The sequence below is a fragment of the Vibrio sp. J2-3(2022) genome (genome assembly GCF_021725735.1).
In the GTDB taxonomy this organism is placed as follows: Bacteria; Pseudomonadota; Gammaproteobacteria; order Enterobacterales; family Vibrionaceae; genus Vibrio; species Vibrio diabolicus.
The window spans coordinates 255993-278774 of sequence record NZ_JAKKCK010000003.1 but is presented as its reverse complement, the minus strand read 5'-3'; the positions used below and the strand labels follow the sequence as shown (position 1 = coordinate 278774).

Genomic DNA, 22782 nt, shown 5'->3' with positions numbered 1-22782 from the left:
ATGCTGTGATGACATAGACCGCGTTAAACCTATTAATATTACAGACTTAGACTTTAATTGGCGTTATCATTATTTACGTTTACTTAACCTCATTCAGCCAAAAAAGCATGATAAAAAAAGCTCTCCTCACCATTGTTGGCCTGTTTGCCTTTTCTCATGGTGCCTATGCCGATGTTTCTTTGACTTTAAAAGGCATCGATGGCGCTTTAGAAGAGAATGTCAGTGCGTACCTGTCGTCCATTCCAGCGAAGGACTACTCCACTTCTCTGCGCTTTCAAGCGAGATTAGATCAAAGTATCACTGAAGCTCTCAATGCGCTTGGGTATTATCATGCAAAAATTTCATACTCTATTCCGGAAGGGAATGATGAGTTGATCGTCAGCATCAAGCCGGGTTTACCTGTGAAAGTGAAAGTCATGGATGTAGTGATCACAGGTGAAGCAAAAGACGATGAAGAGTTCGCCAAACTTATTGAACGTTCACCGCTTAAAGTCGGCAAAGTATTGAATCAAGGTGAATACGATAGCCTGAAATCGGGTATTCGTAACTTGGCGTTGCAGCGTGGTTATTTCAATGGTGATTACAAGCTCAGCAAACTTGAAGTGATTCCTGACTTCAATGAAGCGAATGTGCGTTTGCATTATGACAGTGGTATTCGTTATCACTTTGGTCCGATTAACATTACTGGCAGTCAGATTTGGGAAAACCGTGTTGAATCAATGCGACCTTTTGAAATTGGTGAACCTTACTTGGTTTCGCAAGTGGGGGAGTACAACCAAAATCTGTCTAATACCGATTGGTTTTCATCGGTTTTTGTGGAGCCTGATTTAAGTAAATTGGATGAGGGACGCGAATTGCCAATTAAGGTCTCGCTCGCGCCAGCGTCAAAAAACCAAATAGAAACCGGTCTTGGTTACTCGACCGATACTGGTGTGCGTGGCACGTTAAAATGGAAAAAACCATGGGTTAGTTCACGTGGCCACAGCTTTAATACGGCGTTATCACTATCAAAGCCAGAACAGACGATCACGGCAGGCTACAAAATCCCGCTTGATGATGTATTGCGTGAATACTACCAACTGCAATTTGGTTTAAAGCACCTTGATAACCGAGATACGGAGAGTTTGGAATCCAACCTGGCAGTTGAACGACATTGGCTAACCGATGGCGGCTGGCATAAAACTATTTATGTTCGTCACTTGTATGAAAACTTCTCTCAAGGTCTGCAAGATGATGGGGTGCAATTTGTGTTACCCGGAGCCACTTTTTCACGAACTCGTGTCCGTGGTGGCAACATGCCAATGTGGGGGGATAAGCAAAGTGTAACGATCGAATATGGTGATCCTGCTTTGCTGTCAGAAACGCGAGTATTGCGCCTATTAGGGCGATCATCTTGGATCCGCGGGATCGGTGATAATCATCGTGGTTTGTTCCGTTTAGAAGGTGGTGCGAACATCACTGACGAATTTGAAAAGCTTTCGCCTTCTCTGCGTTTCTTCGCTGGTGGTGATAACAACATTCGTGGTTATGGATACGAGTCTATTTCACCTGTGGATGAAAGTGGCGCCTTGACGGGTGGTAAATACATTGTCAGCAGCACATTAGAGTATCAATATCGCGTGTATGGAAACTGGTGGGCAGCCACCTTCTACGATATTGGTGATGCATTTAACGAAACACCTGAATGGAAATCGGGTGCTGGTGTGGGTATCCGTTGGGCGTCTCCGGTTGGACCGGTTAGCTTTGATTTTGCGTGGGGACTGGATGAAAAACCAGAAAGAGAGTTCCGCATCCACTTCTCATTGGGGCCTGAGTTATGATCAAAATGATGTTTAAGTGGACCAAATGGCTGTCGTTAAGTTTGATTGGTCTATTGCTGTTGCTCATCATTTTTGTTGCGACAGTGCTATTTACTCACCCTGGTCTTAAGCTCGCGTTGTGGGGAGCAGAAAAGGCTTTACCGCAACTACAGATAGAGAAAGTTCAGGGTTCATTATTTCCTCGTTTTGAGCTACAGAACGTCAGTTTTGTCGACGAATCTTTGAACATCGACGCAAAAGTCGATCGTTTAGCGTTAGCGGTTAACTTCCGTTGTTTCTTTGATCCTAAAGTCTGTGTCGATGAGCTAACCCTGCAAGGTGTTAACTTTCAGATGCCAGAGCTCCCTCCGGCAGGCGAAGAGCCAGAGGAGACTCCGCCATTACGTACAGTCAGTACACCAGTCCCTATTTTTGTTAATAAGGTCAGTTTTGATGACATTAACTTAAACATTTTAGGCAACCAAATTGACTGGCAAGATTTCTCTACCGGGCTTTCTATGCAAGGCGACCGTTTAGTGATTGCGCCGACGGCATTAAAAGACATCAATGTTGCATTGGCTCCAAGTGAAGCTGAACCTGAAGCGGCCACAGACGAGCCGAAAGACGCTGACGCTCCGCCGCAAGATATTGTGTTACCTGAGGTGTGGATTCCACTCACTGTGGAAGCAAGACGCCTCGATATTCATAACTTCAAGCTTACAGGTGAGAAGCCGGTGATCGTTCACCACCTTGGTGTTGTAGCGAAAGCGGGGGGCGACCGTGTGGATGTGAAAACATTAGAGCTCGATATGCCTGAAGTGGAAGGTAAGTTAAGCTCGCAAGTAACGCTTTCTGCTGACTATCCTCTCAAAGCTCAGCTCGATGCGCTGGTGAAGCAAGCGGATGCGAAAGGGCAAAAGCTGTCGCTGTCAGCTGCTGGTTCGGTGGGAGACCTTTCTCTCACTGCGACCTTATCTGAACTAGTCGAAGCGGAGATCAAAGGTGAACTTCAGCCTCTGAAAGTGCAGTTACCCTTTGATGTTGCAATCAAAAATGTGCAAGCGCAATGGCCGTTAATCGGTCAAAGTGATTATCAAGTATCGGTACCAAGTTTATCTGCAAAAGGTTCCCTGGACGGATACACCGTGGCACTAGAAACACAAGCTTCGGGTAAAGATATTCCTGCTGTAGATGTTGCACTAAACGGCAAAGGCACATTAGAGCAAATCGATCTTGAAAGCCTGGTAGTCAAAACATTGGGCGGTGAGCTATCCGGTCAGGTGATGGCGAATTGGGCTGCGCCAATCAACTGGCAAGCTGACCTTAATTTGCAACATATTCAACCAGGGCTTCAATGGGAAGAAGCGGAAGGCGATATCAGTGGCAGCCTCTCGACTTCAGGTTCTTTAACTGAACAAGGCGGTTGGCAAGTCAGTTTACCTAAGTTAGATATCGATGGCATTTTGCGCGGTTATCCGCTGAATGTGGAAGGCCAACTGGAAGCGTCTGATAAGAATGGCAAAGGTGAAGATATTCAGCTTACCACGCAAGGTTTAGCGCTTTCTCATGGCCCTAACCAATTGAGTGCCAAGGGTAAGATTGATAAGCAGATATTAATGGATGTTGAGGTTAACTTCCCCGATTTTGCGAAAAGTGTTCCGGATCTTGCGGGTAAGATGCAGGGCAATGTTGCGCTGCGTGGCAGCTTGAAAGAGCCTGACATCAAATTAGACCTAGCGCTAAACCAAGTGAACTGGCAGCAGCAAGCGAACGTTGAAAACATAACCTTGAAGGGGGATGTGACGCCTCTGCCAGCACCGAAAGCGAACTTAAGCCTCATTGCGAACAACATTACCTACGACGACATTAAAGTTGATAGTGCAGACCTTGAAGTCTCTGGGGATGAAAAACTGCACCAACTGACGCTAGATGTGGTGTCTGACATTGTATCAACCAGCTTAGAAATTGAAGGCTCATTCATACAGAAGCCGCAAATGATCTGGGATGGTGCATTGCGTCGTCTTACTTTGAGCACGCCGCAGGGACCTTGGGCATTGCAGAAATCGACGGCGGTTAAAGTCAACATTGATAAACAAATCGCTGATGTTCAAGCACATTGTTGGCTGCAAGCCAATTCGAGTGTTTGTTTGACCGAAGATATTAGTGTTGGTCAAAGTGGCGAAGCCAAGTTAGCCGTGAACGACTTTGACTTTGAACAAATCAAGCAGTTCCTGCCGCCAGAGACGAAATTACAAGGGTCGGTCAACGCGCAAGCAGCAGCAAAATGGGCACCAGAGATGAAGCCGGAAGTCACGGTGAACGTTGATATGCCTAAAGGTCAAGTAGAGCAAGCACTAGAGCAGCCGATAACACTTGGTTGGGAAAGCTTTAGCTTTAAAGCGGCGCTGGCAAAAGACAAGTTAGATGCTGAGTGGTTATTTGATGTGAGAGACAACGGTGACTTATCTGGTCAGGTTTCTTTGGTCGATGTAACGTCTGAGCGGCCTGAGATTGACGGTAAGGTCTCGCTATCGACATTCCATCTGGATTTCTTAGCGCCGTTGATAGGTGAGTACAGCCTATTCAAAGCGAACATGAATACTGATTTGGCGATATCTGGTGATGTTATGCACCCTAAGGTCAACGGTCAGTTCTTGATTGATCAAATGAAGCTACAAGGTGAAGTCACGCCGATAGACATTAACTCCGGTCAGGTCGCGATCAACTTTAAAGGTCACCAAGCGGATCTTGATGCGGGTATCATGACGCCAGATGGTGAGTTGGAAGTGACTGGTGAGGCCGATTGGCAGGATCTACAAAATTGGCATACCAAAGCGCGCGTATTTGCGAAAGAGCTTCAGGTGGATCTTCCACCAATGGTAAAAATCAAAGTTGAGCCGGACATGACTATTGATGTCACACCACAGCTTGCTAAGGTCGAAGGTAATATTAATCTGCCTTGGGGACGAGTAGTGGTTGAAGAGCTGCCACCAAGTGCGGTTGGTGTTTCAAGCGACACCGTGATTTTGGACCAGAACTTACAGCCTGTGAGTGATATCGAGCCAATGCCATTTGATGTTGAAACGGATATCAACATTAAAATCGGTGATGACTTCCAACTGGCCGCCTTTGGCTTGAAAGGTGGCCTGAAAGGTAACCTCAATGTGACACAGAAAGATAAAGGTCCGTTCATCGTTGGTGAGGTTAATATCGTCGACGGTTCTTACCGCTCTTTTGGTCAGGATTTGGTGATTGAAGAAGGTAAGATCTTAATGAATGGTCCGGCAGATCAGCCGTACGTTTCTATTAAGGCGATTCGAAATCCAGATAATACCCAAGATGACGTGATTGCTGGTGTGCGTGTAACAGGACCAGCATCGGATCCAAATGTGGAGATATTCTCTGAGCCAGCGATGCCTCAAGCGAATGCGCTCTCTTACCTACTTCGTGGTCAAGACATTGATGGCGAAGCGGGAGGCAATGCTATGACGACCACGTTGATCGGCCTAAGTTTGGCAAAGAGTGGACGCGTGGTTGGTGAAATCGGCGAAGCCTTTGGGGTTCAAGATTTACAATTGGATACGGCGGGTTCGGGCGATGATTCTCAAGTGACCGTCAGCGGTTACATTTTGCCTGGATTACAGGTGAAATACGGCGTCGGCATCTTTAACTCACTAGGCGAGTTCACTGTGCGTTATCGATTGATGCAAGATCTGTATTTAGAGGCGGTTTCTGGTGTAGATAGTGCGGTTGACCTACTCTATCAATTTGAGTTCGATTAGAGCTTGTTCGCCTGCGTACATAAAGTTCATGACTAAGGAGTGGTTATGCAGCATTTAGTTTTTGTATATGGGACCTTGCGTAAAGGAGAGTGTAATCATCACTTTCTGAGCTCGGCCCAGTTTCTTGGTCAGCATGAAACGGATGCTCAGTTCGCACTGTATGACTTAGGTCCTTATCCCGCGTTGTCTGTTGGGCAGCGTTCGATACAAGGTGAAGTGTATCTGATTGATGATGAAACCTTATCCGAGCTAGATAAGTTGGAAGATGTGCCAGTAGAGTATCGTCGAGAGAGCATCGTCACGCCATTTGGCCAAGCTTGGATCTACTTGTATCAAGATACTGAACAACTGACCGAAGAAATCGCTTCCGGAGATTGGTGTCAAAAGGTGTGAGCTATACTGACATTATCAATAGCGACGAGCTGGTCACTAAGGAGTCATGATGAAGGTATTCGTAATTGGATCAATGGCGTTGATTCTTGCCGCATGCGCGCAAACAACCCTGCCGACCTCGAGTAATGTTACCGACTGGCAAGCGTTTGGTAAGCAGTCTGCCTTAGATGGATTAAGAGTTTTATCTGAAGATCGTATCGCTGCACTGGATGGTACTCATCATGCTACGCCTGAACTGATCATGGCCTATCAAACGGGTTATCAGCAAGGGAAGCAAGAGTATTGTGAACAAAGCGCGTATATGCTTGGTGTTATCGGGCGTCCGTATTTTGGTATTTGTGATGACCTAGACCCTTTCTTTCAGCATGACTATGACGCTGGCCGAATGTCTTCTGCAGGCGCGCCTATCTAGTTGACTTACACAAGATGAAAAGCAAAAGAGCTGCCCTAAAGCAGCTCTTTTTAATTTTGTATCAGCCGTGATGCTTATTTTTTCTGAGCGCGCTCGTAAGATTCTAGGATCTCAGCTTTAGCGGCAGCAACATCTGCCCAACCATCCACTTTCACCCATTTACCTGCTTCAAGCTCTTTGTAACGCTCAAAGAATTGCGTGATCTGCGCTTTCAGTAGTTCTGGGATATCGTCCACATCTTGGATATGATCGTACTCTTTCGAGATTTTGGTGTGTGGAACCGCAAACACTTTTGCGTCTTCACCTGACTCATCCGTCATCTTCAAAACGCCAACAGGACGGCAGCGAATCACTGAACCTGGCATGAGTGGGTATGGTGTTGGTACCAGTACGTCGACTGGGTCGCCATCAAGAGACAGCGTATTGTTCACGTAGCCATAGTTACATGGGTAGAACATTGGTGCAGACATGAAACGGTCGACAAATACCGCACCAGAGTCTTTATCTACTTCGTACTTGATTGGATCTGCATTTGCAGGAATTTCGATCACGACATAGATGTCTTCAGGCAGCGACTTGCCTGCTGGCACATGGTTTAAGCTCATTAGAATATTCCTTTTCATTAACGATGAGTCACACAGAAGCGGCTTCATCTGATGATAAATTCGCGTTTCACTTTAGCGACAAAAACGCGGCAGGTAAACACCTGCCGCGTTGGACAAAGGTCTGAAATTATTCTTCGTCGCGGTGCAGTTCAAGGAACTCTTCAACTTTGCGAACCATGTTCTTAGAACCAACAAAGAAAGGCACACGTTGGTGCAATTCGGTTGGTTTGATATCCATGATGCGATTGACGCCGTCTGATGCAATACCGCCCGCTTGCTCAATTAAGAATGCCATTGGGTTACATTCATAAAGTAGACGCAGTTTGCCCTGAGGATGGCTTTGCGTACTAGGGTAAAGGTAGATACCACCTTTCAGTAAGTTGCGGTGGAAATCAGCAACCAATGAGCCAATGTAGCGAGAAGTGTATGGACGACCGTCTTCTGGCACATTCTCTTGGCAGTACTTGATGTACTTCTTCACCCCTTGAGGGAAGCGAATGTAGTTACCTTCGTTGATCGAATAAATCTTGCCTTCTTCTGGAATCATCATGTTTTCATGAGAAAGGCAGAAGCTGCCGATAGATGGGTCGTAAGTAAAGCCGTTTACGCCGTTACCCGTGGTGTAAACCAACATGGTTGATGAACCGTAAATCACGTAACCAGCGGCAACTTGCTTATGACCAGGCTGAAGGAAATCTTCTTCTGTCGCTGGTGTGCCAATAGGTGAAACACGGCGATAAATAGAGAAGATAGTACCGACAGAGACGTTCACATCGATGTTAGAAGAACCATCAAGTGGGTCCATCAGTACCACATATTTGGCGTTTTGGTTGAGCTCTTTGTTGAAAGCAACCGCTTCGTCTTCTTCCTCACTGGCAACGCCACACACTTGGTCACGAGCTTCAAGCGCGGCTTTGAACTTATCGTTCGCGTAAACATCGAGCTTTTGCTGGTCTTCACCTTGGACATTTTCCGTGCCTACAGCACCAGTGATATCACCGAGACCCGCTGCGTTGATTTCGCGGTTAACGATTTTTGCAGCTAAACGAATGGAGGCTAAAAGGGATGATAGATCACCGCTAGCGTGGGGGAAATCCGCTTGTTTTTCGACAATGAACTCGCCTAGGGTGCGCAGTCCTGACATGGTTAATCCTTACATTTTCATTTCATTGGGGGTAGTGCGCAAGTGAGCATCTCTTTATGGATGTTAAACGATTGCGCTGGATGTAAGTTTAAGTCGCAGATCTTTTTAATGGTAATGAAGTAACTGTTTGAGATCTCAATTTATTTGTAGACTTGTTTGAGGGATTCATCAGTAAGCAAGAGGTTGTACAGTCTGTGTTCAACCTTGTCATATTTGTGAAAGGGACTGCAAGAAGAAGGCTAAAGTCTCTCGCTTTTCTGGTTGTGATCGCGATAATGAAAGCATTAAAGAACGCATTACAAGGTTTAGTTTATGCACATTCATATCTTGGGTATCTGTGGCACATTTATGGGCGGCGCTGCGATTTTAGCGCGCCAATTAGGGCATAAAGTCACTGGTTCTGATGCCAACGTTTACCCACCGATGAGCACGTTGCTTGAGTCTCAAGGTATTGAAATTATTGAAGGCTTCGACCCGTCTCAACTCGACCCTCAACCAGACCTTGTGGTGATTGGTAATGCCATGAGCCGTGGTAACCCATGTGTTGAACATGTGCTCAATACCAACATGCGCTACACCTCTGGTCCGCAGTGGCTCAACGAGTTTTTGCTGCACGATCGCTGGGTATTGGCGGTATCGGGTACACACGGTAAAACGACTACGTCGAGCATGCTGGCTTGGATACTCGAAGACTGCGGTTATCAACCTGGCTTCCTAGTCGGTGGAGTACTTGGTAACTTTGGAGTCTCTGCTCGTTTGGGTGAAAGCATGTTTTTTGTCGTTGAAGCGGACGAATATGACAGTGCTTTTTTCGATAAGCGTTCTAAGTTTGTGCACTACCATCCTCGAACCTTAATCATGAACAACCTTGAGTTTGATCATGCTGACATCTTCGATGATCTAGAGGCGATCAAGCGCCAATTCCATCATTTAGTGCGAACGGTTCCCGGCAATGGCTTAATCTTAGCTCCGAAGCAAGACCAAGCTTTGGCGGATGTATTAGGGCGTGGTTGCTGGACAGAAAAGCAGTTTTCAGGTGTTGATGGCGACTGGCAAGCGCACAAATTAGTGGTCGATGGCTCAAAATTTGAAGTTGCTCTACAAGGCGAGAAGGTCGGTACCGTCGAATGGGATTTGGTGGGTGATCATAACGTTGATAATGCGTTAATGGCGATTGCCGCGGCGCGACACGTTGGCGTAACGCCGGAGCTTGCGTGTCAGGCTCTGGGCCGTTTCATTAACACCAAGCGCCGTCTTGAGTTAAAAGGTGAGGAGCAAGGTGTGACGGTTTACGATGATTTTGCGCATCACCCAACGGCAATTGAACTCACCGTCGGTGGTTTGCGTAACAAGGTAGGCGAAAAACGCATTCTTGCTGTGTTGGAACCTCGTTCTGCCACTATGAAGCGCGGCGTGCACAAAAACACACTCGCGGATTCACTACACAGCGCGGATGAAGTGTTCTTATTCCAACCAGACAACATCGAATGGTCGGTGCAAGATATCGCGGAACAATGTCAGCAACCTGCTTTTTTTGACGCTAACATCGATAACTTTGTAGCGAAAATCGTTGAACGTGCGCAGCCAGGTGACCAAATTCTCGTGATGAGTAATGGTGGCTTTGGCGGTATTCACGGCAAGATCCTCGAGCAACTTAAACAAAAAGCCTGATTTTATGCAAAACAAACAGCAGCAAGCAGAAAAAGCCTTCACTTTAGCGTTAACTGGAGCATCTGGTGCGCCTTATGGCCTTCGTCTTTTAGAATGTTTGGTCGCGGCGGATTATCATGTCTACGTTCTGATCTCTTCGGCGGCTCGTGTCGTGATGGCAACCGAACACAACCTTAAGCTGCCAAGTGGGCCAGAAGCCGCAAAGCAAGCGTTGGTAGAGCACCTGAACTGCAATCCCGATAACATCACCGTTTGTGGTAAAGATGACTGGTTCTCACCGGTAGCATCTGGCTCTGCGGCACCAAAGCAAATGGTGGTTTGCCCATGTTCTGCGGGAAGTGTTGCGGCGATTGCGCATGGTATGTCGGATAACTTGATTGAGCGCGCCGCTGACGTGGTGATGAAAGAGCGTGGGCAGTTGTTGCTCGTCGTTCGCGAAACGCCATTTTCAACGCTGCATCTGGAGAACATGCACAAGCTATCGCAAATGGGCGTGACCATCATGCCAGCGGCTCCGGGCTTCTATCATCAGCCAAAGAGCATTGAAGACTTAGTGGATTTTATGGTGGCGAGAATTCTCGACCACTTAGGTATTGAGCAAGGTTTAGTGCCTCGTTGGGGTTATGACCAGCGTTCGTGAGCTGATTGTGTAACCACTCAAATACCTTTACAATCCATCCAACTCATCGGGGAGCAAACCCATTTAGCATTGAGTCAATCAATGCATTTGGGCGCTGAGACCTAAGTTCTTAACTAGGGACCCGTATTACCTGAACCAGATAATGCTGGCGTAGGAATTGAGTCTGGATATTGGAAGTCCTTAATAGCCGCCTCAACCCTGTGCCGCTCAACTTATTTCTCTGAAATACTCATGGAGAGCGAGCAGTGAAACCCACTCTAAATCTGATTGCCCTAGCTGCAATCACCTCTACTTCAGCGTTTGCCGCTGAAAACACATTAACCATCTATACCTACGACTCTTTTGCCGCAGATTGGGGGCCGGGTCCTAAAATCGAGCAAGCTTTTGAAGCAATATGTAGCTGTGACGTTAACTTCGTGGCGTTGGACGATGGTGTGTCGATCCTGAATCGTCTTCGTCTTGAAGGCGGTAATAGCAAAGCCGACATCGTGTTAGGTTTGGATAACAACCTGATGGCCGAAGCGAAGAAAACCGGTCTGCTTACCGAGCACAATGTGGATACGGCCAATACAGTGTTACCAAACGGTTGGAGCGACACGACGTTTGTACCGTACGATTACGGCTACTTCGCGTTTGTGTACAACACAGAGAAACTGGCTAATCCGCCGAAAAGCATGAAAGAGCTGGTGGAAACGCGCGATGATTTGAAAGTGATTTATCAAGATCCGCGTACGTCAACGCCGGGCCAAGGCTTGATGCTATGGATGAAATCCATCTATGGCGACGATGTGACGCAAGCGTGGCAGAAGCTAGCGAGCAAAACCGTAACGGTCACGAAAGGTTGGTCGGAAGCGTATTCCATGTTCCTTAACGGCGAGTCGGACTTAGTGCTTTCTTACACTACGTCACCTGCGTACCACTTAATTGCGGAAAACGATTCAAAGTTTGCGACGGCGAATTTTGCTGAAGGCCACTACATGCAAGTTGAAGTAGCCGCCAAAGTGAAAGGGGCAAAAAATTCAGAACTTGCTGATCAATTTATGAGTTTCATTTTAAGTGATGAGTTCCAGTCAGCGATGCCAACGGGTAACTGGATGTACCCTGTTACTGACGTTGAGTTACCTAAAGGTTTTGAAACTTTGAGCGTTCCAAACAAGTCGTTGAGCTTTAGTGCTGATGAAGTGGCAAAAATGCGTAAGTCTTGGATTCGCGAATGGCAAAGCGCACTGACGTTTTAGCTGACGTTCCCCCCCTCATCTGAATGAGATAGGTTTTACCTTTGAATTCTGTTCCAAAAATAGGTTTAGGGGTCGCGATGATCATCGCGACCTTTGTTGTTTCTGCCCTAGGTGCTTTGATTGTTCAAGCCCCTTCACTTGATGTGTCTGTGGTATGGGACGACCCGTATTATCAACATGTCACCAAGTTCAGCTTCTACCAAGCTTTTCTTTCCACATTGCTCAGTGTTGGCTTTGCCATTCCAGTTGCGCACGCGCTTTCACGTCGCCAATTTTGGGGTAAGTCATTACTGCTTAAGCTGTTTGCATCGACGCTAGTTTTGCCTGTTTTGGTTGGTGTTTTCGGGCTATTAGCGATTTATGGCAACAGCGGTTTGTTAGCGCAGTGGCTACAGAGTTTCGATAGCAAACTGCCATTTTCTATTTACGGTTTGAACGGCATTTTACTCGCCCATGTGTTCTTTAATTTACCTTATGCTGCGCGCTTGCTGTTGCAAGCATTAGAATCTATTCCTGCCGAGCAACATAAGCTGTGTGCGCATTTAGGTATGAACCATTGGAATAAGTTTCGTTGGGTGGAATGGCCGCGTTTAAGGCAGCAACTTCCCCACGTTTGTGGCTTGGTATTTATGTTGTGCTTCACCAGTTTTGCCACTGTAATGGCGTTGGGGGGCGGGCCAAAATCCACCACCATTGAATTGGCAATTTACCAAGCGATTAAGTTTGATTTTGATTTACAAGCTGGGGCGTTATTGGCGCTGTGGCAGATGCTGTTATGTGGACTGCTTGCCATTGGAGTGCAGAAGTTAACAAAGCCTGTTTCTATCAGTGCTGGCAGCACATCGGTACAGCAATATTTAACGAAGGATCATGGGTGGTCAAAAGCTTGGGATAGCTTTTGGATCATAGGTGCTTTTTTACTGGTGATACCACCGTTATTGATGGTGTTACTGAGTGGCATCAACCAACAAGTTTGGACGGTGTTAACCGATGAACGTTTTTGGTCTGCGTTATCTAACTCACTCAAAGTGGCAGGGTTAGCCAGTGCGCTTGCGGTCGCTGCGGGCGTGTCCATATTGTTGACCAGCCGTCGTTGGCGTTTGCAGTACAAAAACACGCGAGCTGATCAGATTGAGCTAATCGGCACCATTATTTTGGTGACGCCAGGTTTGGTGATTAGCACCGGATTATTCTTGCTGTTGCGATCATTTACCGATGTTTTTAGCTTGGCGTTTTTTGTTGTGATTTTGGTAAATGGTTTGATGGCTTTGCCTTACGTGATCAAAACGCTGGCACAGCCAATGCTGCACATCGAGCAGCAATACCAGTATGTGTGTGCCAGCTTAGGCATGCGTGGCTGGCAACGCTTTAAAGTGGTGGAGTGGCAGGCGCTGCGCAAGCCATTCGCACATGCGTTTGCGATCAGCTTTATGTTTGCGATTGGCGATTTAAGTGCTATCGCGTTGTTTGGCGGACAAGAGTTCCGCACTTTACCTCTGTATTTATTCCAGCTGCTTGGCAGCTATCAGATGGACGCGGCTGCGGCGGTATCGGTGACCTTGTTGTTGTTGAGTGTGGGCTGTTTTGCCTTGATTGAGAAAGTATTGAAAACGAAGGAGAGAGCGTAATGTTAGTGTTGGATGATGTGCAGTACACCTACCAACGTGAGCTGTTTCGTTTTGACTTAACGATTGAGCAAGGTCAGATAGTGTCGCTGATGGGACCAAGTGGGGCTGGAAAATCGACGTTGCTAGCGTTGGTGGCTGGGTTTATCCATCCTGACCAAGGTGACATTCGGGTTGATGGTGAGTCGATTGTGCACAAAGAGCCTTATCAGCGTCCTTTCTCCATGCTGTTCCAAGAGCATAACTTGTTTTCTCACTTGTCGGTGCGTGACAACATTGGCTTAGGTTTACACCCAGGGCTGAAGCTCACGGTAGACCAAAAGCGTCAGGTTGAACAAGCCGCACAACAGGTTGGTGTTACTGAGTACCTCGACCGTTTGCCTGAGCACCTTTCTGGTGGGCAGCGTCAACGTGTTGCCTTAGCACGTTGTTTTGTTCAGCCTCATCCCATGTGGCTGTTGGATGAGCCTTTCTCGGCGCTTGATCCGGTTTTACGTGAAGAGATGCTGAGCTTGGTAAAAAAACTGGCGGCAGAGCGGGGAATAACCGTATTGATGGTCACGCACCATTTAAGCGATGCCAAAGCCATTGCCAGCCACTTTGTGTTTGTGGCTGATGGCAAAGTGGAAGCGGCGGATAGTATGTCTGCATTGAGTGAACAGCATGCTAGTGAGAAGCTTGCGGCATTTATCCGAGCCGCACGCTAATGCTCAATGGTGGCGGGATTATGCTTCACCGCAACACAAACCATGTCGAGGACCAAATTCAAACTGAGATCTTAGGCTCATGATATGGTCAATCATCGCTTGTACTCGTCGCGTTCGGTTTGCGCCAGGACGATAGACTAAATAAATGGGCATTGGTACCGTGTGCCATTGAGGTAAGACTCTGACTAAGGAGCCATTTTCCAGCTCTTGCGTCATGTTTTGCATAGGTAAGTTAGCGATTCCCAATCCTTTGAGCGCGCCTTTTAATACCGCTTCTACGGTGGTGCTAGAGAAGTTACTGGTTACCGAGACGTTGACCGTGTTGTCCTGAGAAATCAACGTCCAAGGGCCTATCTCTGAAACATACTGATATCTCAAACAGTTGTGTGTTGTCAGATCTTCTGGCGTTTTAGGTACGCCACACTCAGCTAAATACTCAGGACTGGCGGCCAATACTCGGGTGGTGTAGCCCAATTTTTTAGCAATCAGTCGATCATCGACGATCTGGCCGACTCGAATTGCCATATCAAAACCGTGTGAAAACAGATCAACAAAATCGTTCGATGCTTCTAACGCAATTTGTACTTTTGGGCATTGTTTTAAAAATGGTAAAAAGATGTGCTCAGCCATATACGCGTCCAAGGCTGGTGGCGCAGCAATGCGAAGCCGACCTTGGATCTGCTGTTCCATTTCCTGAACGTCTTGACCAATCGAGTGAAATTCCTCAACTAAGCTTGCAGCACGCTCTAAAACCATTTGACCAGCTTCGGTAATCACCAACTTTCGGGTCGTGCGCTCTAGGAGCTTGGCTTCAAAGTGTTGTTCGAGTTTGGTTATGGCTTTACTAACAGTAGATTTTGGTAGGTTTAACTCCAGCGCGCACTTGGTTAAGCTCAGTAGTCGACAGCTTGTGACAAAGATAGAGAGCGTCCTAAAATCAATTGTTTCTAAATTTCGAACAATCACTTTCAATTATCCATATTGTTTCAATATTGATCTGATTATAGTCTGGCTCTTCATCCTTAGCCATCAAGTTATTGTCATTTGAGGTAAACAACATGTCCAACTCTGTAGACTTATTTTCTCCTATCGAACTCGGTCAATTAGCATTAAATAACCGTGCCATTATGGCCCCTTTAACGCGCGCTCGTGCCAGCGCAGATCATATCCCGAATGACCTTATGGTTGAGTACTATGCTCAACGCGCGAGTGCTGGACTTATCATTGCTGAATGCACCATGGTGATGGAAGGAACGTCTGCTTTTATGGCAGAACCGGGCATTTATAACGAAGAACAAATTGCAGCTTGGAAAAAGGTAACGGATGCGGTTCATGAAAGAGGCGGTAAGATCGTATTGCAAATTTGGCATGCGGGACGCGCTTGTCATCCTGAACTGAATGACGGGAAAACGCCTGTTGCAGCGAGCGCACTAGCCATTCGTGATGAGTTAGTTCATACCCCTTCAGGTAAGCAAGCATATACGGTACCACGAGCACTCGAAGTGGATGAGATAGCTTCCATTGTGGCAGCGTTTAAGCAAGGTGCGAAAAACGCTAAGAGAGCAGGCTTTGATGGTGTGGAGATACATGGCGCCAATGGTTATCTTATCGATAACTTTCTTCGTGATGGATCGAATTTACGTACTGATGAATACGGTGGCTCAGTCGAAAATCGTGCCCGTTTTTTACTTGAGATAGTTAAAGAAGTGGTCGAGGTATGGGGACCTGGAAGAGTAGGGCTGCGCACATCACCATTAAATGGATTTAATGACATGAAAGACAGCGATCCGGTTGGCTTGGTTCGTTACTTAGCTAAGCAACTTAATGCTTTCGATCTTGCTTATTGGCACGTGATGCGTGCGGATCTAAAGGGCGTACAAAAAGCAAATGTTCTCAAGCCAGCACGCGAAAACTATCAAGGTTACCTAATGGCCAACGTGGGCTACAGTGCACAAGAAGCGACAACGGCAATTGCAGAAAATCAAGTTGATGTGGTCGCATTTGGCGTTCCATTTATCGCCAACCCTGATTTAGTTGAGCGATTTAAGAAAAATGCACCTCTTAATGAGGCAAAACCTGAGCACTTTTATTTAGGTGGAGCAGAAGGTTATACCGATTACCCAGTAATGGCATAACCCTTACTTGTTCAATATAAAAAGGACGCTAATGTTAGCGTCCTTTTTCGTTTCTTTAGTTGTTTAACCTTGCGGTTTCACGACCATCACATTGATTGGAGAATATTCCACGACCTTACTTGCGACAGAGCCAAGCATTACTTTATTGATTTTAGAACGCTTGTGACTTGGCATAATGATGAGATCAGCGCCCAAGCGCTCTGCATAATCAAGAATCGTCGCGTAGGCTTTGCCCTCAGCAACATGCACTTGGTACACCACATCTTCAGCAATATGCTTATTGGCAAAAGCTTTTAATTGCTGCTTCACGTCTTGCTTCATTTTGGCTGCTGCATCTTTTGGGAAGTATGTAGCAACCATCGACATGTGAATACCAGGTAGTACTGTTAGAAGGTGGATTTGCGCATTCGCTTGCTTTGCCTGCCAAACCGCTAGTTCAACCGCTCGGTCTGAAAAGCCTTGGTCATTTAGATCAACCGGAACAAGAATTTGTTTGTACATTCAATGTCTCTCACTAAGGCCCCTTGTCCTCGGGGCCAAATCGGTTATGCGCTCAATTGTTCCTTACGAGCACGACGTTTTTGGTTCATGGCAAGCACCAGCAAAATCATTAAGCATGGCACAAATACCCATTCTTTCATCGGACGTTCTGCATCTTGGATAACCCACTTGATCTCCCAATCAAAGTCGATACCTGCAGACTCTGCCGGGCTACCAAACTCGACCATATCGACAATCATTTTGTTGTCGCTTTCGGTCAGCATCAGACCCATAGACGAAATGCGTGCTTCCGCTGTTGTCGCACTGTCTTCGAATGGAAGACGAACCGTTTTCTCGATGTAGTCGCCCTCAAGGTTTTCGCCGGCAACACGTAGCTCCAATGATTCTCCTACATTTAGCGTTTCCGTGATTTGAGCTACCTCAACGCCAGGAGAAAGAACTTTCGCTGGATACAGCATGTCCCACCAAAAACCAGGACGGAAAAACGAAAATGTCAGTACTAATAATAGAACGGTTTCCCACCACTTGTTACGCGTGAACCACCATCCTTGTGTTGCGGCGGAGAAGATCAGCATCGCAATGATCGATGAGATGACAGTGAGTGCTAAATGCCACCAAGAGTCTATCCCCATCAACAGTAGCTGGGTATTGAACACAAACATGAATGGCAAAATGGCGGTTCGAATATCGTAAGTAAAGCCTTGGATACCTGTACGAATTGGGTCTGATTTAGCAATCGCAGCCGCCGCAAATGCCGCAAGACCTACGGGTGGGGTGTCGTCGGCCAAAATACCAAAGTAGAAAACGAACAAGTGCACCGCAATGAGTGGGATGATCAAGCCATGTGCTGCACCTAGCGTGACAATAACCGGTGCCATCAACGTAGATACTACGATGTAGTTCGCCGTTGTCGGTAGACCCATCCCAAGAACCAAGCTGATTATTGCGGTAAACAGCAGCATAAGAATGATGCTACCGCCAGAGATAAACTCAACGAAGTCCGTCATGACCAGGCCGATACCCGTTAGGGTGACGACCCCAACCACGGTACCTGCCGCTGCCGTTGCAACGCCGATACCAATCATGTTACGAGCGCCAGCAACCAAGCTCTCAGCCAGATCAACGAAGCCATCTTTGGTTTGCTGCATCATGTCACCTTGCTTTGATAACAGAGCAATCAATGGACGCTGAGTCAGCAAAATGAAAATCATGAACACCGTTGCCCAGAATGCTGAAAGACCTGGCGAGAAGCGCTCTACAGTCAGACACCAAACCAATACAACGATAGGCAGTAGATAGTGCAAACCAGATTTAACCGTTGGGCCAGGATCTGGTACTTCTGTTAACTCTGCATCAATCTCAATTGCGCCATCTTGCACATGATTCGCTGAGATCTTCACCAAGCCAACGTACGCAATTAACAGGGCAACCGTAACAATTGGCGTCGCGGCATCACCAAAGACATCTTTCGTCCAACCCACTCCGTAGTAAACCAATGCGCTGATCACACACAGTCCTAAGATTGTGCCAGTAAAGGAAAGCAAACTTTGTACTAACGTTGGGTTGTGGCGACGAGGAAGACCTGTCATACCCGCTTTACACGCCTCAAGGTGAACGATGTAAATCAAAGCGATGTAAGAGATAAGTGCCGGAAGTAGGGCAGCCTTAATCACCTCAACGTATGAGATACCGACATATTCCACCATCAAGAATGCCGCCGCGCCCATAATTGGTGGCGTTAACTGACCATTGGTTGAGGCAGCAACTTCAACGGCTCCCGCTTTGGTGCCCGGAAAACCGACACGTTTCATCAATGGAATGGTAAAGGTACCAGTGGTTACCACGTTTGCGATTGAAGAGCCAGAAACAAGCCCGGATAAACCAGATGCAACAACGGCCGCTTTTGCAGGACCACCTTTCATATGACCCAGTAAAGAAAAGGCGACTTTAATGAAGTAAGCACCTGCGCCAGCGCGTTCCAGCATGGCGCCAAACAATACAAACAAGAAGACAAAAGAGGTTGAAACGCCTAATGCGACACCAAATACACCTTCCGTTGTTAGCCATAAGTGAGACATGGCCTTGTTTAAGCTCGCTCCTTTATGCGCGATGACATCGGGCATGTAAGGGCCAGCAAAGGTGTAAGTAAGGAAGACAGCAGCAACCACCATCAGTGGTGGACCGAGCGCTCGGCGTGTTGCTTCTAAAAGGAGAACCATACCGATGACAGCAACGACGATATCTACCGTTGTTGGTGCACCGGAACGTCCGGCTAGCTCGGTATAAAAAAGGTAAATATATGCCGCAGAAAAACTACCTGCTAGCGCCAATATCCAATCGACAAGAGGGATATGATCGCGAGGGGAATTTTTCATCGCTGGATAAGCAGTGAAAGCCAAGAAGATCGCGAAAGTGAGGTGGATTGATCGCGCTTCCGTGTCGTTCAGTACGCCGAAATTAAAAATAAATGGTAGCGGAGATGCGTACCATAATTGAAATAGTGACCAACACAGAGGAACAAACCAAAGGATTCGTCCTTGCATTCCCGAGGGGCTACGTGCACCTGTGTCTGCCTGAGCCACCATTTCTTGCACATCTTGTGACGGAGCTTGATTCGTCGCCATGTACTTTTTCCTTATTATTGATGGTCCTGTCGGATTTTTATCGAGAACCACACTTCGCCTTTATCAGTGTAGCGAATGGAGCGAAGTTTGCTTTCGAGTATTTTGCTGCCTGAACTCAAAGTGTTGAATTTTGGAGACTCTGCTAGGCGGCGTTTAAGTTTTTCTTGGGTATGAACTCGCAATTTTCGGAAGAAAACTGGCGAATGAAGCATGCAGTTAGCACGTGCTACAACCTGCATGCTCAAACAGGCAGAAAACCATCTTTTCCTGCCTGTGAGTTTGGAGTCTGAGGAAGTTACTTAAGTAGACCCACTTCTTTGTAGTATTTTTCTGCACCTGGGTGAAGAGGGATAGATAGACCCGCTTTCACCATGTCTTCTTTTTTCAGGTTTGCAAACGCAGGGTGTAGACGTTTGAACGTATCGAAGTTTTCAAACACGGCTTTTGCAACGTTGTAAGCGACATCGTCTGAAACGTCTGCTGTTGTAACCATCGTTGCTGCAACACCAAAGCTGTTTACGTCTTTGTCTGTGCCACGATACATGCCAGCTGGCACTGAGCTAAAGGCGTAGTATGGGTTATCAGCAACAATCTTATCGATTTTCGGGCCTGTTGCAGAAACTAGCTTAGCATCACATGATGTTGTTGCTTCTTTGATTGAACCGTTCGGGTGACCCACCATGTAAATGAATGCGTCAATTTTGTTGTCACAAAGTGCTTGAGAACGCTCAGAGCCCTTTAGCTCAGAAGCCAATTTGAAGCTGTCGTTTGTCCAGCCCATCGCTTCCATAACAACGCCCATGGTTGCACGGTCACCAGAGCCAGGGTTACCGATGTTTACGCGCTTACCTTTGAGGTCTTCAACGTTTTCGATACCTGAATCTGCACGAGCAATGATGTTGAAAGGTTCTGTATGAAGAGAGAACATTGCACGTAGCTTTTTGTACGGGCCTTGTTCCGCAAACTTACTCGTACCATTGTAGCCGTGGTACTGCCAATCCGATTGCACGATACCAAAATCTAACTCGCCAGCACGGATAGTGTTAACGTTGTAAATAGAGCCGCCAGTCGATTCTACTGAACAACGAATGTTGTGTTCTTTACGACCTTTATTGACCAATTTACAGATAGCACCACCAGTAGGGTAGTAAACACCTGTAACAGAGCCAGTACCGATAGTAATAAACTCTTGAGCGTTAACTGCGCCTGCACCCATTACTGCTGCAGCGATAGCGCCTACTTTGAGAAGTTTGTTAAATGCCATGAATTTCCCTTCCTTATATTCATTATTTACCCGGAAATAACCATAAATCACTTCTGGAGTTTCCTATTTGGAAACGGCATCTTTTCCAATCCAATCGTTTGAAAAAGCGAGCGAATCATAACAAAAAATTGGCAGAAAATTATCCAATTGTTAAATGTTATAGTTGATAAGTCTGAATCTTGTGCAGGAGGATAGTGTTAGATTTGTGATTTAATTCTTTTTATAACAAACACTTAATAAGTATTAAGTGAACGAAGTGAAAAAGATCAATTGCGTGATGTTAATCACAAAACAGGTGGTTAAATAATGGTCTGGATAAGCAAAAAATTTACATAAATCATGGGCTACAAAATGAGATTTCTTTTATAGCCCACAAAGAGTTAGCTGATCTAAATGTGAAAGAACTTAGCCAGTGTATTCGAACAGTTCACACACTGATTTGAACAACTGTTCAGTCGTAATCGCCATCGTTGGAGTGATAAAGATAGTGTCATCACCTGCAACAACACCAAGAATACCTTCGGATTTACCCAGTGAGTCAAGCAAGCGAGCAATCAACTGCGCAGCACCAGGGCCAGTATGGATAACAACTAATGCCGCGTTATGGTCAATGTCTAGCACCAGTTCACGCAAAGAGCTGCTTACAGTCGGTACGCCTAGCTCAGCAGGAAGGCAGTAAACCATTTCCATTTTTGCATTGCGTGTGCGGACGGCGCCAAATTTAGTCAGCATGCGTGATACTTTCGATTGGTTAATGCTTTCAAATCCTTGTTGTTTGAGTGCATCAACAATCTCACCCTGTGAGCCAAAGCTCTCTTCTTTTAATAGGGCTTTAAAGGCGCGGACTAAGTTGTCTTGTTTTTCTGAATTGCGCATAGTCATTACGAATCTCTTATTACGGGTCAGCAATTTTGCATATTCTCGCATATATATTCATGCGGTGCCAAAGAGTCCCAGTATTATGTTAGTTACGTCACTGTAAACTATATACCACATGGAATTCTTTAACTATATGAAGTAGGGCTGTTTTTGTTTTCTTGAATTCCTTGTCATTTCAACAGAATAAAAGAATAATCCAAGCCCCATTTGTAGCACGGTAACAGCGAGTTGCGCGAGGTCGCAAAGCTAGCGTTAATTGATTGTAATCAAGTTGTGATTCCGATAGCTTTATTTAAGTTGGTTACAAACTACCCTACGAATACGTTTATAAGAGAAATACTCTCAAGGAGAACTACATGAAAGTAGCCGTTATTGGTGCCGCTGGTGGCATCGGTCAAGCCCTGGCCCTTCTACTTAAGAACCGTCTTCCTGCTGGTTCTGATTTAGCCCTATACGATATTGCTCCAGTAACTCCTGGTGTGGCTGCTGATCTTAGCCACATCCCGACGCCAGTTTCTATCAAAGGTTACGCGGGTGAAGATCCTACTCCAGCACTAGAAGGTGCGGATGTTGTGCTGATTTCTGCAGGTGTTGCTCGTAAGCCTGGTATGGATCGCGCGGATCTATTCAATGTAAATGCTGGTATCGTTAAGTCGCTAGCGGAGAAGATTGCGGTTGTTTGTCCGAAAGCTTGTGTTGGTATCATCACAAACCCGGTAAATACAACAGTGCCAATTGCCGCTGAAGTACTTAAGAAAGCGGGTGTTTACGATAAGCGTCGCTTGTTCGGTGTAACAACACTTGACGTTATCCGTTCAGAAACATTCGTTGCAGAGCTAAAAGACAAAGATCCAGGTGACATTCGCGTACCTGTTATCGGTGGTCACTCTGGCGTAACGATCTTACCTCTACTGTCTCAAGTGGAAGGCGTTGAGTTTACAGCTGAAGAAGTAGAAGCATTAACGAAACGTATTCAAAACGCAGGTACTGAAGTTGTAGAAGCGAAAGCGGGTGGTGGTAGTGCAACACTATCAATGGGCCAAGCTGCATGTCGCTTTGGTCTGTCTCTAGTTCGTGCTCTTCAAGGTGAAGAAGGCGTAGTTGAATGTGCATACGTTGAAGGCGACGGTGAACATGCGACTTACTTCGCACAGCCTGTGAAACTGGGTAAAGAAGGCGTAGAAGAAGTACTAAGCTACGGCAAACTCAGCGACTACGAAAAGTCTGCACTAGACGGTATGCTAGAAACACTAAATGGCGACATCAACATTGGTGTTGAATTCGCAAAGTAATCTAGAAAGCTCGAATAAGAAGAAAGCCGATCAAAATGATCGGCTTTTTTGATCTTTGGCTTCTCTGCTTC

The 22782-nt window shown here is 46.4% G+C and carries 18 protein-coding genes and 1 riboswitch; of the genes, 11 read left to right on the top strand and 7 right to left on the bottom strand.

Going from position 1 to position 22782, the window contains the following annotated elements; genetic code table 11:
* Window positions 1-107: 107 nt before the first annotated feature.
* Genes L3V27_RS13650 through L3V27_RS13635 form a run of 4 tightly spaced genes read left to right on the top strand, consistent with a single transcriptional unit; the run spans window position 108 to window position 6386 of the window.
* Window positions 108-1820 carry an autotransporter assembly complex family protein gene (locus tag L3V27_RS13650; protein ID WP_046874047.1) on the top strand — a complete coding sequence of 571 codons (1713 nt, stop codon included), beginning with the start codon at window positions 108-110 and terminating at the stop codon, window positions 1818-1820.
* Window positions 1817-5581: a translocation/assembly module TamB domain-containing protein gene (locus tag L3V27_RS13645; RefSeq protein ID WP_182033100.1), complete on the top strand. Its 3765-nt coding sequence runs from the start codon at window positions 1817-1819 to the stop codon at window positions 5579-5581. The genes L3V27_RS13650 and L3V27_RS13645 overlap by 4 nt, the downstream gene beginning before the upstream one ends.
* Before the next feature lie 45 nt (window positions 5582-5626).
* Window positions 5627-5974, top strand: coding sequence for a gamma-glutamylcyclotransferase (locus tag L3V27_RS13640; RefSeq protein WP_012841162.1), 348 nt, complete (start codon window positions 5627-5629; stop codon window positions 5972-5974).
* Between the two features lie 49 nt (window positions 5975-6023).
* Window positions 6024-6386, top strand: a complete 363-nt coding sequence (locus L3V27_RS13635) for a DUF2799 domain-containing protein (protein ID WP_074191999.1) — start codon at window positions 6024-6026, stop codon at window positions 6384-6386.
* 74 nt (window positions 6387-6460) lie between these two features.
* Here L3V27_RS13635 and ppa read toward each other — a convergent pair whose 3' ends face one another.
* Together ppa and fbp are read right to left on the bottom strand one after the other, a co-directional pair.
* Window positions 6461-6991: an inorganic diphosphatase gene (gene ppa, locus L3V27_RS13630; protein ID WP_012841160.1), complete on the bottom strand. Its 531-nt coding sequence runs from the start codon at window positions 6989-6991 to the stop codon at window positions 6461-6463.
* Between the two features lie 127 nt (window positions 6992-7118).
* Window positions 7119-8135 carry a class 1 fructose-bisphosphatase gene (gene fbp / locus L3V27_RS13625; protein ID WP_005392321.1) on the bottom strand — a complete coding sequence of 339 codons (1017 nt, stop codon included), beginning with the start codon at window positions 8133-8135 and terminating at the stop codon, window positions 7119-7121.
* Window positions 8136-8447: 312 nt separating this feature from the next.
* Here fbp and mpl point away from each other — a divergent pair, with 312 nt between their 5' ends.
* The 5 genes from mpl (at window position 8448) to thiQ (ending at window position 14016) form a co-directional block, all read left to right on the top strand.
* On the top strand, window positions 8448-9806 hold the full coding sequence (mpl, locus tag L3V27_RS13620; protein ID WP_237312063.1) for a UDP-N-acetylmuramate:L-alanyl-gamma-D-glutamyl-meso-diaminopimelate ligase: 1359 nt from the start codon (window positions 8448-8450) through the stop codon (window positions 9804-9806).
* Between the two features lie 4 nt (window positions 9807-9810).
* Window positions 9811-10446 carry a flavin prenyltransferase UbiX gene (locus L3V27_RS13615; RefSeq protein ID WP_237312062.1) on the top strand — a complete coding sequence of 212 codons (636 nt, stop codon included), beginning with the start codon at window positions 9811-9813 and terminating at the stop codon, window positions 10444-10446.
* Window positions 10447-10483: 37 nt separating this feature from the next.
* Window positions 10484-10620, top strand: a riboswitch (TPP riboswitch).
* A gap of 71 nt (window positions 10621-10691) precedes the next feature.
* On the top strand, window positions 10692-11684 hold the full coding sequence (gene thiB / locus L3V27_RS13610; RefSeq protein WP_237312061.1) for a thiamine ABC transporter substrate binding subunit: 993 nt from the start codon (window positions 10692-10694) through the stop codon (window positions 11682-11684).
* Window positions 11685-11725: 41 nt separating this feature from the next.
* Window positions 11726-13312: a thiamine/thiamine pyrophosphate ABC transporter permease ThiP gene (thiP, locus tag L3V27_RS13605; protein WP_237312060.1), complete on the top strand. Its 1587-nt coding sequence runs from the start codon at window positions 11726-11728 to the stop codon at window positions 13310-13312.
* On the top strand, window positions 13312-14016 hold the full coding sequence (gene thiQ / locus L3V27_RS13600; RefSeq protein WP_237312059.1) for a thiamine ABC transporter ATP-binding protein: 705 nt from the start codon (window positions 13312-13314) through the stop codon (window positions 14014-14016). Before thiP ends, thiQ begins: the two co-directional genes overlap by 1 nt.
* Before the next feature lie 18 nt (window positions 14017-14034).
* Here thiQ and L3V27_RS13595 read toward each other — a convergent pair whose 3' ends face one another.
* Window positions 14035-14982, bottom strand: a complete 948-nt coding sequence (locus L3V27_RS13595; RefSeq protein WP_237312058.1) for a LysR family transcriptional regulator — start codon at window positions 14980-14982, stop codon at window positions 14035-14037.
* Window positions 14983-15074: 92 nt separating this feature from the next.
* Between L3V27_RS13595 and L3V27_RS13590 the strand changes: the two genes are divergently transcribed.
* Complete coding sequence (locus L3V27_RS13590) at window positions 15075-16151, top strand: alkene reductase (protein ID WP_237312056.1); 1077 nt, start codon at window positions 15075-15077, stop codon at window positions 16149-16151.
* Between the two features lie 63 nt (window positions 16152-16214).
* Here the strand turns inward: L3V27_RS13590 and L3V27_RS13585 are convergent, their stop codons facing one another.
* The 4 genes from L3V27_RS13585 to argR all read right to left on the bottom strand — a co-directional run bounded on the left by L3V27_RS13585 (window position 16215) and on the right by argR (window position 21416).
* Complete coding sequence (locus L3V27_RS13585) at window positions 16215-16652, bottom strand: universal stress protein (RefSeq protein WP_005392306.1); 438 nt, start codon at window positions 16650-16652, stop codon at window positions 16215-16217.
* Between the two features lie 44 nt (window positions 16653-16696).
* The gene (locus tag L3V27_RS13580) at window positions 16697-19276 is read right to left on the bottom strand and encodes a TRAP transporter permease (RefSeq protein WP_065644958.1); all 2580 of its coding nucleotides are present in this window, start codon (window positions 19274-19276) and stop codon (window positions 16697-16699) included.
* Between the two features lie 295 nt (window positions 19277-19571).
* Complete coding sequence (locus L3V27_RS13575; RefSeq protein WP_005392302.1) at window positions 19572-20540, bottom strand: TAXI family TRAP transporter solute-binding subunit; 969 nt, start codon at window positions 20538-20540, stop codon at window positions 19572-19574.
* A gap of 405 nt (window positions 20541-20945) precedes the next feature.
* A complete protein-coding gene (argR, locus tag L3V27_RS13570) occupies window positions 20946-21416 on the bottom strand; it encodes a transcriptional regulator ArgR (RefSeq protein ID WP_031780246.1) in 471 nt (156 codons plus the stop codon).
* 359 nt (window positions 21417-21775) lie between these two features.
* Between argR and mdh the strand changes: the two genes are divergently transcribed.
* Window positions 21776-22711, top strand: coding sequence for a malate dehydrogenase (mdh, locus tag L3V27_RS13565; RefSeq protein ID WP_005392300.1), 936 nt, complete (start codon window positions 21776-21778; stop codon window positions 22709-22711).
* Window positions 22712-22782 lie beyond the last annotated feature (71 nt).